Origin of the sequence: Kribbella sp. NPDC050124, from assembly GCF_044460355.1 — a bacterium.
Taxonomy (GTDB): Bacteria; Actinomycetota; Actinomycetes; order Propionibacteriales; family Kribbellaceae; genus Kribbella.
Map to the genome: position 1 here is coordinate 175,415 of NZ_JBITJU010000007.1, position 12,806 is coordinate 188,220.

Annotated in this window: 10 protein-coding genes; 6 read left to right on the plus strand and 4 right to left on the minus strand. The window is 69.1% G+C overall.

Annotated features, from left to right (window positions below):
* Positions 1 to 12 precede the first annotated feature (12 nt).
* Positions 13 to 1,677, minus strand: a complete 1,665-nt coding sequence (locus ACIBL3_RS18975; RefSeq protein WP_396354707.1) for an ABC transporter substrate-binding protein — start codon at positions 1,675 to 1,677, stop codon at positions 13 to 15.
* 122 nt (positions 1,678 to 1,799) lie between these two features.
* Here ACIBL3_RS18975 and ACIBL3_RS18980 point away from each other — a divergent pair, with 122 nt between their 5' ends.
* Both ACIBL3_RS18980 and ACIBL3_RS18985 read left to right on the plus strand, forming a co-directional pair.
* On the plus strand, positions 1,800 to 2,996 hold the full coding sequence (locus ACIBL3_RS18980) for an ROK family protein (RefSeq protein ID WP_396354708.1): 1,197 nt from the start codon (positions 1,800 to 1,802) through the stop codon (positions 2,994 to 2,996).
* 191 nt (positions 2,997 to 3,187) lie between these two features.
* On the plus strand, positions 3,188 to 5,986 hold the full coding sequence (locus ACIBL3_RS18985; RefSeq protein WP_396354709.1) for a glycoside hydrolase family 3 C-terminal domain-containing protein: 2,799 nt from the start codon (positions 3,188 to 3,190) through the stop codon (positions 5,984 to 5,986).
* Here the strand turns inward: ACIBL3_RS18985 and ACIBL3_RS18990 are convergent.
* Positions 5,929 to 6,684 (minus strand): MerR family DNA-binding transcriptional regulator, encoded by a 756-nt coding sequence (locus tag ACIBL3_RS18990; RefSeq protein WP_396354710.1) that lies wholly within the window; start codon positions 6,682 to 6,684, stop codon positions 5,929 to 5,931. The genes ACIBL3_RS18985 and ACIBL3_RS18990 overlap by 58 nt on opposite strands.
* Positions 6,685 to 6,790: 106 nt before the next feature.
* On the opposite strand from ACIBL3_RS18990, the gene ACIBL3_RS18995 reads away from it, so the two are divergent.
* From ACIBL3_RS18995 to ACIBL3_RS19005, 3 genes are read left to right on the plus strand one after another with little or no spacing between them, the layout of a single operon-like run.
* Positions 6,791 to 7,786: an ATP-binding cassette domain-containing protein gene (locus ACIBL3_RS18995; RefSeq protein WP_396354711.1), complete on the plus strand. Its 996-nt coding sequence runs from the start codon at positions 6,791 to 6,793 to the stop codon at positions 7,784 to 7,786.
* The gene (locus ACIBL3_RS19000; RefSeq protein ID WP_396354712.1) at positions 7,783 to 8,553 is read left to right on the plus strand and encodes an ABC-2 family transporter protein; all 771 of its coding nucleotides are present in this window, start codon (positions 7,783 to 7,785) and stop codon (positions 8,551 to 8,553) included. The genes ACIBL3_RS18995 and ACIBL3_RS19000 overlap by 4 nt, the downstream gene beginning before the upstream one ends.
* The gene (locus tag ACIBL3_RS19005; protein ID WP_396354713.1) at positions 8,553 to 9,335 is read left to right on the plus strand and encodes an ABC transporter permease; all 783 of its coding nucleotides are present in this window, start codon (positions 8,553 to 8,555) and stop codon (positions 9,333 to 9,335) included. Before ACIBL3_RS19000 ends, ACIBL3_RS19005 begins: the two co-directional genes overlap by 1 nt.
* Positions 9,336 to 9,338: 3 nt before the next feature.
* On the opposite strand, the gene yicI is transcribed toward ACIBL3_RS19005, so the two are convergent.
* Both yicI and ACIBL3_RS19015 read right to left on the minus strand, forming a co-directional pair.
* The gene (gene yicI, locus ACIBL3_RS19010) at positions 9,339 to 11,519 is read right to left on the minus strand and encodes an alpha-xylosidase (protein ID WP_396354714.1); all 2,181 of its coding nucleotides are present in this window, start codon (positions 11,517 to 11,519) and stop codon (positions 9,339 to 9,341) included.
* Positions 11,520 to 11,595: 76 nt separating this feature from the next.
* Positions 11,596 to 12,072, minus strand: coding sequence for an SRPBCC family protein (locus ACIBL3_RS19015; RefSeq protein WP_396354715.1), 477 nt, complete (start codon positions 12,070 to 12,072; stop codon positions 11,596 to 11,598).
* 75 nt (positions 12,073 to 12,147) lie between these two features.
* Between ACIBL3_RS19015 and ACIBL3_RS19020 the strand changes: the two genes are divergently transcribed.
* The gene (locus tag ACIBL3_RS19020) at positions 12,148 to 12,792 is read left to right on the plus strand and encodes a LysE family translocator (protein WP_396354716.1); all 645 of its coding nucleotides are present in this window, start codon (positions 12,148 to 12,150) and stop codon (positions 12,790 to 12,792) included.
* Positions 12,793 to 12,806 lie beyond the last annotated feature (14 nt).

Genomic DNA, 12,806 nt, shown 5'->3' on the forward strand with positions numbered 1-12,806 from the left:
CTCACCTGATCCTTAACGACCGTTGTCACTGAGCACCTTCGCGTAGAAGTCCCGGCCCTCGTTGCCGCCGTTGGTCTGCCACTGCTTGACCGCGGTCTTCAGCTCACTGACCGGCCGCCGCCCGCGGAAGATGTCCTGCAGCGCGTCGTCGAACGGCTGGTTCAGCGCGGCCATCTTGGCCGGCTGCTCGACCCGGATCCCGTCGAACAGACTCTTCTGCTGCACCTTGGCGGCCGCGTTCTGCCACGCGCTCATCGACTCGACATAGCCCGGGTACTCGCTCTGCGTGATGGCCGCCGGCCGGCCACCCAGGAAGATGTAGGTCTGCGAAACCTCCTTCTGGCCAAGCGGAGTCAGCTTCGGGGCACCGGACGGCTGCTTGGTGTAGTGCTTGCCCTCCTCCCCGTACATGTAGAGCTGGTTCTCCTCGGTGCCGAACGGCGCGGCGGTGTAATTCAGGACGCCGAGCAGCTCCTTGATCCGAGCTTCGCCGAGTCCCTTCTTCATGAACGTGAAGATGCCGGCCGGATCACCGCCCCAGGTGATCGGGTCGCCGCCGTCGTGCGCGAACGGCATCACCGGCTGCGGGTTGTACTTCGGGTTGATGCTCATTTGGCGCTGCAACGACTCCTGCCAGCCGCCCAGTCCGTTCTGGCGGATCACCAGCTTTCCGCCCTCGAACAGCGCGTTCTGGTCCGCGCCCGCGTTGCCGACCACCTCTGGGTGCACGTAGCCGGCTTGGAACAGCTTCCGGACGAACGCCACCGCCTCCTCGAACTCGGGCGTCTCGATCTTGTTCACCAGCTTGCCGCCGGAGTCCTTGCGCCAGTCCGACGGCGCCCCGAACGCCCGGATCACCTCGTCGGAGACCGACCCGAAAGCCCACCGGTTCGCCTTCGCGTCAGTCAGTTGCTTGCCCAGCGCCAGCAGATCGTCGGCGTTCTTCGGCGGCTGCGCACCGAACTGGTCGAAGATGTCCTTGCGGTACATCAGCATCCAGGGAAAGCCGTCCGAGGGGAACGGTACGGCCTTGAGCTGGTTGTTCCAGACGCCGTACGCCCAGGCCCGGGTGGGCAGGTTGGCCAGCATCGGGTACGCCGATGCCTTGTCACCGGCCAGGTACGGCGTCAGGTCCTCGAACAGCTTCTCGGCGGCCTGGCCGAACCGGGTCAGGCTGGCGATGTTCCAGCCCGGGACGCAGAGCAGCTCGGGCACGTTGCCGGCGGCAAGGATCGGGCCGAGCTTGTCGCCGTAGTCGTTGCCGTTCAGGATGTTGAACCGGACCGGCGCGCCGATCCGCTCGTTGTTCACGTCGTAGTAGGTGTTGTTTCCGAGGCCGGGTGGCGCCGGACTCCACAGCGGCGTCATCGCGGACACTTCCTTGCCGCTGGTCACCGCCTTGTCCGGCACCGCCCGCTTGAGCTCGGACGGGTACTTGGTGAAGCCGGGTGCGGCGCCGTTCTCCCCCGGCAGGTCGGGCGCGACCGACTCGTAGGCGATGTACTTCGGCAGCAGGCCCGAGAGCTTGTCCTCGGTCTCGGCGCGTCCCGCGGTCGACCCGGAACTGCCGTCCGAGCAACCGGTCAGCGTGACGCCGCCGGCGGCCGCCGCGGCACCCGCGCCGAGCAGGGAGATGAACGTCCGGCGGCTGGTGTTGCCGCCCACTGGTCCGGTCACTGGTGATCCCCTAGAATTAGTTGGGCTGATAGCCAAACAAATTAACCCAGACACGAGGGCACGACAAGGTGTAGAACTGAGCCAGACCCGGGCCACCCCCGGACGAGCCGAACGGGACGACCTTGACCACACAGACCGCGGACCACACCGACATCCGCGCCACCAACCTGGCCGCAGTGCTGGGCTACCTGCGCCGCCAGGCGCCCTGCTCACGGGCCGCGATCGCGACCGGGACCGGGCTGAACAAGGCGACCGTGACCAGCATCATCGGCGATCTGCTCGACCGCCGCCTGGTCCGCGAGACCCAGCAGACGCAGAACCACGTCGGCCGGCCCGCGACCCTGCTCGTCCTGGACGGATCGGCGTACGCCGCGATCGGGCTGGAGGTGAGCGCGCGCGGCCTGACCGCCCTGGCCTGCGACACCGCCGGCGAGCAGGTACTGCGCTGGCACCGAGCCGGACCCGGCATCGACGCAGGGCCCGCGAAGACGGTCGCCGCGATCGCAGCGCTCGCCCGACGCGCGATCACGACCGTGCAGTCGTCGGGTCGGCGGGTGCTCGGGATCACGGTCGGCGTACCCGGCCTGGTCGACCGGGACGGGTCCGTCGTACTGGCTGCCGGTCTGGGCTGGCGGGATGTGCCGTTGCAGGCGGATCTCACCGCCGCGCTCGGGCGTCCGGACATTCCGGTGACCGTCGACAACGACGCGTCCCTCGCCGTACTGGCCGAGCACCTCTACGGGCCGTTGGCCGGTGCGGAGAACCTCATCCAGCTCAGCGGTGACACCGGAGTCGGCGCCGGGATCATCGTCGACGGTCGCCCGCTCCGAGGACACCGCGGGTACGTCGGCGAGATCGGTCACCTCCGCCTGGTTCCGGACGGGCCACAGTGCGGCTGTGGGCGCCGGGGCTGCCTGGAGGCGCTCGCGAGCCTGCCGGCGATCCTGTCCCGGATCGACGGACCGGCCGACCCCGATCCGCAGCTCCAACTCGAGCACCTCATCCGCCGCGCCGACGCGGGCGAGGCGGCGGTCACCAAGGTGCTCGCCGAGGCCGGAACGCATCTCGGGCATGGCATCGCCGCGCTGGTCAACATCCTGAACCCGGGACACGTCGTGCTCGGCGGCGCTTACGCGCTACTGGCTCCGCACCTCTCCCCCGCGATCACCAAGGCGCTGTACGAGTCCGCCATCGCGCCCGACGCGGGCGGCTGCACGATCGTCGCCTCGACGTTCCCCCTCACCGCCACTCCCCTGGGCGCCACCGCCCAGGCCCTGGCGTCACTGACCACCGGGCACCTTCCCAGCAACACTTTGTGAACGCTGGAAACCGTCTGCCAGGTCTTGACCAGTCCCGCCGGGGGATGCCACCCTCTGATCACTCCGTCGTAGCAAGGCCGTCACGGGCCGAGACGGATTTTTTCGCCCAGACCGTCGAAGCGCTTCGATCGATCAGCACCGGGGAGCGCTCGAAGCGCTTCGACGCACAGCCGCAGTGGAGTCGATGGCCGATGAGCACTCCCGCCCTGAATCCACCGTTCCGTGATCCCGCCCGGCCGGTGCGGGACCGGCTCGACGACCTGCTCGGCCGGTTGACCACCGGCGAGAAGCTCGCCCTGCTGCACCAGCACCAGGCTCCCGTCCACCGCCTCGGGCTGGACTCCTTCCGGACCGGGACCGAGGCCCTGCACGGCGTCGCCTGGCTCGGCCCGGCGACCGTCTTCCCGCAGGCCGTCGGCCTCGCCACCACCTGGAACCCGGACCTGGTCCGGGACATCGGCTCCGCAGTCGGCGACGAGGTCCGCGTCTTCCACCAGAAGGACCCGGCCGCGGTCGGCCTGAACGTGTGGGCGCCGGTCGTCAACCCGCTCCGCGATCCACGCTGGGGTCGCAACGAGGAGGGGTACGCCGAGGATCCGTGGCTGACCGGGGTGATCGCGACCGCGTACGGCCACGGTCTGGCCGGCGACCATCCGACGTACCTCAAAACCGCCCCGACGCTCAAGCATTTCCTTGCCTACAACAACGAGACCGACCGCTGCACGACCTCGAGCAACCTGCCGCCGCGGGTGCTGCACGACTACGAGCTGCCCGCGTTCCGCGCGCCGATCGAAGCGGGTGCGGCCGTTGCGGTGATGCCGTCGTACAACCTGGTGAACGGCCGGCCCGCACACCTCAGCCCCTTGATCAACGACGTGCTCCGCGAGTGGACCGACGACGATCTGCTCGTGGTGAGCGACGCCTACGCACCCGCCAACCTCTTCGGGCTGCAGCAGTACCACCCCGACGGCCCGACCGCGTACGCCGCCGCGCTCAAAGCCGGCGTGGACAGCTTCACCCAGGACGACACGAACGCCGGGCCGTCGATCGAGCGGCTGACCGAAGCGCTCGACCGTGGCCTGATCGCCATGGCGGACGTCGACACCGCAGTCCGGCACGCGCTCGCGATCCGGTTCCGGCTCGGCGAGTTCGACCCGGCCGAGCTCGATCCGTACCGCTCGCTCGAGCCCGACCTGGTCAACTGCCCGGCCCACCGCGGGCTGGCGCACGAGGCAGCCCGGCAGTCGATCGTGCTGCTCAAGCACGAGTGCCAAGTGCTGCCGCTCAACGCCTCCGCAATCAAGCGCCTCGCCGTCATCGGACCGCTGGCCAACACCGTGTCAGCCGACTGGTACGCCGGAACCCTGCCCTACCAGGTAACGGCGCTCGACGGCCTTGTCGAGCGACTCGGTTCCGACCGGGTCGAGTACTGCGAAGGCGTGGACCGGATCGCGCTCCGCGTGGCGGGCTCGGCGTCGTACCTGACCATCGGGGCGGACGGCGTACTGCGGGTCGGCGATGACGAGCACAAATGGTTCGACCTGTTCGACTGGGGTGGGAACGCGTGTGCGTTGCGGTCCGTGCGGAACGGGCAGCACCTGACCGTGGCCGACGACGGCTCGCTGCTCGCGGATCAGCCGGGCCCGAACGGGTGGGAGGTGAAGCAGACCTTCCGGCTGGTCGTGAGCGGCGACACCGTCCGGGTTCTGCATCTGAACAGCGGCCGCTATGTCCGCGTCGACGACGCCGTCGGTCTCGGTGACTTTGGGACTGACTTCGAGCTCGAGGTGCTCGTGGACGGCGCGGCGGAGGCGGCCGAGGTCGCCGCCCGCGCCGATGTCGCGATCGTTGTGGTCGGCAATCACCCGATGGTGAACGGGCGGGAGACCGAGGACCGCGCCGACCTCGAGCTGCCCACGGCTCAGGACCGCCTGATCCGGTCGGTCCATGCGGTGAACTCGCGGACCGTGCTGGTGATGACGAGCAGCTACCCGTTCGCGGTCGGGTGGGCGCAGCAGCACCTGCCGGCCGTGCTGTGGTCGGCGCACGGCGGACAGGAGTACGGCCGGGCGTTGGCCGACGTACTGTTCGGTGACGCGGACCCGGCCGGCCGGTTGACGCAGACCTGGTACCACTCGGCCGCCGATCTGCCGGATCTGCTCGACTACGACATCATCGCGACGGACGCGACGTACCTCTACTACCGCGGGATGCCGCTGTACCCGTTCGGCCACGGCCTCAGCTACACGACCTTCGCGTACGGCGACCTGCGGCTGAGCTCGGCGTCGATCCCGTTGGACGGCGAGGTCCGCGTCTCCTTCACGGTCACGAACACCGGGGACCGGGCCGGCAGCGAGATCGCACAGCTCTACACGCACCAGCAGCGGTCGCGCGTGAAGCAGCCGCTGCGGCAACTGCGCGGCTTCCGGCGACTGACGCTGCTTCCTGGTGAGAGCACCGAGGTCGAGTTGACGATCGCCGCCGCCGACCTCGGCTTCTGGGACGCGACCCGGGACCGACGCTGTGTCGAGACGGCCCGGCACAGCATCATGGTCGGGCGTTCCAGCACCGACACCCGGCTCGCGGCGACCCTCGACGTACAAGGTGAACGCATCCCGGCGCGCACCCTCGAGCACCTCGCCGCCACCAGCTTCGACGAGTACTCCGCCATCACTCTGACCACCGCGACACCCGAACGCGGCGATGCGGTCGTCTCACTCGAACCCGGTGCTTGGGTCTCGTACGACGACGTTCAGTTGAGCCCCACGCCGTACCGGGCCTCCGTCGCCAACCGAGGGGTCACGCAGGCAACGATCGAGCTGCGGCTGGACGATCCGCTGCACGGCGAGCTGCTCGACACGGTCCAGGTTGCGCCTGGACGTGAACTCACGTGGGGATCCGGTCGGCTGACGGCGACCGGCCTGCACACGCTCTACGTCGTCTTCTCGGCGCCGGAGGTTGTCTTCGAGGAGCTCTGCCAGTCCAAGTAGGAGACCAGGGCGGCGTCGGCGCGGAGGCGGGCCAGGCTGCGTTCGTGCAGTTCGGCCTTGCGGCGGTTCAGCTCGGCGCCGACGCGTTCGGGGCGGCCGTCCGGCGAGGAGTGCATCTCGTCGAGGGCGGCGTGGATGATCGTCATCGAGAAGTTGCCCTCGCGCAGGAGACGGACGAGGTGGGCGTCCCGGGCGGCGCCGACGTCGTACCTGCGGTATCCGGTGGTTCGCTCGCGGACCGGGCTGACGAGTCCGGAGCGTTCCCAGAACCGGAGTGCCGAGGTGCGAACACCGAGCAGATCCGCGAGCTGGCCGATCCGCAGGGGCGCGTCCTGCCGAGTGATCTGGTCGAGCGCAGCCGCCATCCGTGGATCGGCGTCGAGGGGGTGTGTGACGACGACTTCGAACGCTCGCAGTGCCTGCTGGATCCGCTCGCGCTCACGGTCCAGCTGGGCATGTGCGTGATCGACGCAGGCCACAGCCGTCTGCAGGTCACCACGGTGTACGGCGGCCATGATCGTCACCGCGATGTCCCACCCGTACGCGCGGACCAGCACGCGGGCCGCGGTCAACGCCCGCCGGTGCGACTCGTCGAACTCCCGGTAGCCGGCCGCCGTCCGCGTAGCCGTCGGCAACAAGCCGGCCTGCTCGTAGTTGCGCACCTGCTGAACCGAGATCCCGGCCTCCCGAGCCAGCACGACCCCGCGCACAGACCTTGACGCGCCAATTGAGGGTTGTCGCACGCTGGCTCCTGAGTCGCTCGCGGAAAACAGTCAACCCGTACTTCAACGATAAACTTTAAGCATGGATGCCGTGGTGGTGGACGGGCTGTCGATGACCTACCGCGTCCCGGTGCGCGACGGCGGGCTGCGGGCCGCGGCGCGCGCACTGGTACGACGGGAGTACCGCGACGTCCACGCGGTCCACGATCTCAGCTTCCGGATCCCGGCCGGGCAGGTCGTCGGCTTTCTCGGCCGCAACGGCGCCGGGAAGACCACCACGATGAAGATCCTCGCCGGCATCCTGCACCCGACCAGCGGGCAGGCCCAAGTGCTGGGCGAGTTCCCGTGGCGGCGGCACAACCACTATCTCCGCGAGATCGCGCTGATCCGCGGCAGCCAGCCGATCGGGGACGCACCGGAGCTCACGGTGCTGGACTCCTTCCGCTACCAGCAGGTCCTCTACGAGATCGCCGACGCACAGTTCAGGCGCAACCTGGCTGAACTCAGCGAGCTCCTCGACCTGGACGGGATCCTGCAGCGGCAGGTCCGCGCGCTGAGCCTCGGCGAACGGATGCGTGCCGGTCTCGCCCTCGCGCTGGTCTATCGCCCGAAGGTCCTGTTCCTCGACGAGCCGACCATCGGTCTGGATGTCTCCGCGGCGAAGACCATCCGGACCTTCATCGCCGAGTACTCGGCCCGCACCGGCGCCACTGTGCTGCTGACCAGCCACGCGATGGCCGACGTCGAATCGCTGTGTCCGCGGTTGATCCTGATCGACGACGGCGTACTCGCGTTCGACGGACGGCGTGACGAGCTCAGCTCGGCGTTCGCCCCGGCCAAGCTGATCCGGGTGGTGGTGACCGATGACGATCCGGACCTGACGCCGTACGGCGATGTCCTGGAGCGCGACGGGAACCAGTGGCTGCTGCGGGTCGGCCGGGATGCGGTGCCGGCCACGACGGCGCGGCTGCTGTCCAGGTTCGCGGTGGCTGACTTGTCGGTCGAGGAGCCGTCGCTGGAGAACGTGATGGATCAGGCCTTCCAGCGGCTGCGCCGTACCAGGGACATCGCCTCGTGAGCCGGATCCTCCGGCTGCTGCGGCTCGAGATCTGGCGTCAGGTACTCGGTTGGTCGGGAGCCTGGTGGTTTCTCGTCACGTTGATCCTGGGGCAGGCCGTGGCGCCGCTGCTGGGGCTTTTCGTCTGGCGGCAGGTCCCCGGAGCCGGCGCCGACATCGGCAGCTACTACCTGGCTGTCATCTGCGTCGCGTTGCTCACGGCTTCGTTCGAGAACCACACGTTCGCGCAGGCGATTTACAGCGGCGATGTTGCGGCGGCGCTGCTACGGCCGCAGCCGGTCGTGGTCGGTCCGCTCGGCGAGAACCTGGCGATCCGGCTCTGGATGTTCGCGCTCGGGATCCCGCTGCTCGTCTTGGTCGGGTTCACGGTGGGCGTGAGCTTCGCACCGCTCGCGCTGCTGGCCGCACTGCCCGCCCTCGTCCTCGCGGCGGCCTTGCACTTCTTGTTCGTGTGGACACTGGCCATGGCCGCGTTCTGGACCGAGCGAGTGCACGCGGTGGTTGCCTTCGGCTCCGTTCTGATCTTTCTGCTCGGTGGGACCGCCGCACCCAACGCGCTGCTCCCCGAGCCATTGCGGACCATCGCCCAACTCCTGCCCTTCCGGTCGATGCTCGGCTTCCCGGCTGAGCTGGCAACCGGCACGTTGACACCCACCGACGCGGCCGCGGGGTATGCGATCGCGGTGGTCTGGACAGTCGTGCTCGGAGGCTGCGCCGTCGGCGCCTGGCGTCTCGGCATCCGCCGCTACACGACGGTGGGGGCCTGATGAGAGTCGCGCGCTTGTTCGGTACGGCGTTCTCACTGTCACTGCGACGTGCGCTGGCCTACCGGACCAACCTCTTCTTCGACGCACTCCTGGCTCTCGTCGAGCTGACCGCGTCGATCGCCACCATCGGCATCGTCTTCACCCAGACCGGCCTGCTCGCCGGCTGGTCCGCTGGTCAGATGCTGGCCCTGACCGGCACGTACGCACTCATCACCGGCCTCCGCGCGACATTCCTCGATCCAAGCCTGGCGGACTTCGCCCAACAGATCCGGGACGGCCGGCTCGACACGTATCTGCTCCGTCCGGCGACGAGCGTCGTACTCGCGACTTGCACGCGGCACGCCCCGCTCGCGCTCGTGCAGAGCTTGCTCGGGATCGGCGTCATCGTCATCGGACTCCGCGAGCTCGGCAGTGTCCCGTCACCTCTCGCGGTGGCGGGGTGGGCCTTGCTCACGCTGATCGGGCTGCTCATCGGATGGGCCACATTGGTCGGCCTCGCAGCGCTGGCCTTCTGGGCGCCTCGGCTCAGCCTCGGCGTGCTGCACGGCGCCGCCTGGCAGACGGGCCGCTATCCGGTCGACATCTACGGTCGGTGGCTCCGGCGGCTGCTGACGTTCGCCTTCCCCGTCGCCGCCATCACCACCTGGCCCGCGCAAACCCTCACCCGAGGCCCTGACGCCGGGACCTTGATCCTGGCCCTCGTCCTCGGGTGCGGCTTCGCGCTGGCGACCATGCTGCTGTGGCGGCTGGGAGTACGGCGCTACACCGGAGCCACCTCGTAGGGCTCAGCGGAGCTTGACGGTGTAGCCCGATGACTCGACCTGCCCGTCCCGCAGCCTGAGCTCGACCGTTGCATCGGGCAACTTCGCGACGGCCGTCCGGCCTTCGGCAGGCGCGAACCAGTGGAGCTCGACGTCGCTGGACCAGTCGTACTCGGGCCGGTCGTCCACCGTGCCGACCGGGAGGACCGCGCCCTCGCGGACCAGGACCGGCAGCGTGTCGAAGCCGTGCGTCTGGTGAACCCAGCGCGGACCGGTGAGCTTGTCCCCCGTGAGCAGGTCCGTCCAGGTGCCCTCGGGCAGGTAGAACGACACGGCACCGGTCGAACTCAGCACCGGCGCGACCAGGATCGACGGCCCGAGCATGTACTGGCGGTCCAGATAGGCGACGGCCGGGTCGTCGGGGAACTCGAGGATCATCGGCCGCATCATCGGCACGCCGTCCCGGTGCGCCTCCTCCGCGGTCGTCACCAGGTACGGCATCAGCGACAGCTTGAGCTTGGTGAACTTCCGCAGTACGTCCACCGCCTCGTCGTCGAACGCCCATGGCACCCGGTACGACGACGAGCCGTGCAGCCGGGAATGCGACGACAGCAGGCCGAACGGCACCCAGCGCTTGAAGATCGCCGGATCCGGCGTGCCCTCGAACCCGCCGATGTCGTGACTCCAGTAACCGAACCCGGAGGTCGCCAAGGACAGCCCGCCGCGCAACGACTCCGCCATCGCCTCGAACGTCGACTCGCAGTCCCCACCCCAGTGCACCGGGAACTGCTGCCCACCCGCCGTCGCCGAGCGGGCGAACAGGACTGCCTCCCCCGCACCGCGGTTCTCCTCCAGCAGTCCGAAGACCGCCTCGTTGTACAGGTGCGGGTAGTAGTTGTGCATGCGGTCCGGGTCGGAGCCGTCGTACCAGGCAACGTCGGTCGGGATGCGCTCGCCGAAGTCGGTCTTGAAGCAGTCGACACCCAGGTCGATGAGAGCCTGCAGCTTCGAGCGGAACCAGGCTGTCGCGTCCGGGTTGGTGAAATCGACGATCGCCATGCCTGCTTGCCACATGTCCCACTGCCAGACCGAGCCGTCCGGGCGCTTGAGCAGGTAGTCGAGGCGACGGCCTTCCTCGAAGAGGACGGAGCGTTGGGCGATGTACGGGTTGATCCAGAGGCTGACGCGCAGACCGCGCCCCTTCAGCCGGCGCAGCATCCCGGCGGGATCCGGAAACGCGACCGGGTCCCAGATGAAGTCGCACCAGTGGAACTGCCGCATCCAGAAGCAGTCGAAGTGGAAGACGCTCAGCGGCAGGTCCCGCTCGGCCATCCCGTCGACGAACGCGCTGGTCGTCTCCTCGCTGTAGTCGGTGGTGAACGACGTCGACAGCCACAGGCCCATCGACCACGCCGGGACGCGAGCCGGCCGTCCGGTGAGGGCGGTGTAACGGCGGAGCACGTCCTTCGGGGTCGGTCCGGCGAAGACGTAGTACGACAACTCCTGGCCCTCGACGCTGAACTGGTTGCGCGACGTGACCTCGGAACCGAGCTCGAACGAGACGTTGGCCGGATTGTCGACGAGAACGCCGTACCCCTGGCTGCTCAGGTAGAAGGGGACGTTCTTGTACGCCTGCTCACTGGACGTGCCACCGTCGGCGTTCCAGGTGTCGACGACCTGGCCGTTCTTCACCAGCGGGCCGAAGCGCTCGCCGAGACCGTAGACCATCTCGCCGACCCCGAGGGCGAGTTGCTCGTGCAGGTAGGTCCGGCCGTCGGCGTCGGTGATCAGGCCGATGCTGCGCGGGCCCGAGTTCGTCAGCGGCCGCCCGTCCTGCTCGAACCGGACGTCCCACGGCCCGTCCAGGCCGACGACCACGCTCAGCTCGCCCGAGGTCAGCCGTGCCTCGGTGGGCCCGGCCTCGACCTTCACCGGATGCTCGCCGTCCGTGTTCAACCGGTACGACGGCCGCGCCGGCAGCCCACCGAGATGGTGGGCGATCCGGACGCCGATGACGCCGCGCGCCGGAGCGGTGAAGGTGACGGTGAAGACCGGCTGGTTGAGCGTGTCCCCGCGCCGCTCGATCCGCTTGGCCGGCGCGAACACGGTGAGCTCCCGCTCCCCCGCCTGCACACTCTCGACCTCGGCCGGCCGCAGCCGCGTCAGTCCCGCCCGCAGCTGCCAGAACCCGTCACTGAACTTCACGGCGATTGCCTCTCACTCGTCGTCGAAGCGCTTCGACGAAGCGTACCCGAGCAGCGCCGGGAGCAGTCCGGCGATCTCAGGCCTCGGGCTCGCCACTCTCCGCGAGGTGTCTGCCCTCAGTGGTCGCCTTGATCGTCGCGAGGGACTCCTCGAGCATGCGCTCGACGTCCGGCCCACCGGCGTGGTCGGTGTGCAGCCGGACCGTCACCCGCGAGGTGCCGTCCGCGATGAAGTCCACCGCCAGTTCCCCGCGGTAGTGGTGAGCCCCCGGAACGCCCCATTGCAGCTTGTGCCCGTGCTGGACGACCTTGATCCACGCCTGCTCGTTGACCGCGGCCGCGCCTTCCGGATGGACGTCGACGTCGACCTGCTCGACTCCGGTCTCCCCGGGTTCCGGATACTGGTACGGCTCGCTCGGGGGTGGGCCGATGTGCAGCAGGTGCGCCTGGTCGATCTGCGGGAGGTACTCCGGCAACCGCTTGACGTCGCTCAGGTAGTCGAACAGGACGTTCCAGGCGACGTCCACCGTTCTCGACGCCTCGTAGTCAGCCATACGACCTTGGTACCGCGCTGTTCAGCAGATGGAAACCCCGTGGAGGCGGTGGGTGGCGCGGGTGAGGATGGGCGGATGGAACTCTCGATCGTGGTTGGGTTCGTGGTCGCGGCGCTGGTGGTGAGTGTGGTGCCGGGGCCGGACATGCTGTTCATCGCCGCCAACGCCGCGGCGGGCGGGCGACGAGCCGGGGTGGTCGCGGCGACCGGGGTGTCGACCGGGCTGGTCGTGCACACGGTGGCGGCTGCCCTGGGGCTCGGGGCCTTGATCCAGGCGGCGCCTCAGGTGCTGAACGGCGTGCGGATCGCAGGCGCGGCCTTCCTGCTCTATCTCGCCTACCTGACCTGGCGGGCGAGCCGTCGGCCCCTCGGCGAGGCGGACGAGGCGCTGGAGCTGCCGAAGCGGACGCTGCGCCGCACCTACCTGATGGCCACGCTGACGAACGTCGCCAACCCGAAGGTGATCCTGTTCTACCTGGCCTTCGTCCCGCAGTTCATCACCACCGGTCCCGCGAGCTGGCCCGCCACGCTCCAGATCCTCGTCCTCGGCGCGATGCTCATCGTCGTCGGCTTCTGTGTCGACGCCTCCGTCGGCCTGCTCGCCGGCAGCCTCACCAACACCCTGCTGCGGGCCGGCGGCACCGTCCGCCGCCGCCTGGAGCGGATCTGCGCCGGCATCTTCGCCGCCCTCGCCGCCCGCCTGGCCACCGACATCCACTGACGTCTGGTGCTGGT

Coding starts and splice junctions, on each gene's coding strand:
- ACIBL3_RS19005 (WP_396354713.1), top strand. CDS start 8,553: ATGAGAGTCGCGCGCTTGTTCGGTACGGCGTTCTCACTGTCACTGCGA.
- ACIBL3_RS19015 (WP_396354715.1), bottom strand. CDS start 12,072: ATGGCTGACTACGAGGCGTCGAGAACGGTGGACGTCGCCTGGAACGTC.
- ACIBL3_RS18995 (WP_396354711.1), top strand. CDS start 6,791: ATGGATGCCGTGGTGGTGGACGGGCTGTCGATGACCTACCGCGTCCCG.
- ACIBL3_RS19020 (WP_396354716.1), top strand. CDS start 12,148: ATGGAACTCTCGATCGTGGTTGGGTTCGTGGTCGCGGCGCTGGTGGTG.
- ACIBL3_RS18985 (WP_396354709.1), top strand. CDS start 3,188: ATGAGCACTCCCGCCCTGAATCCACCGTTCCGTGATCCCGCCCGGCCG.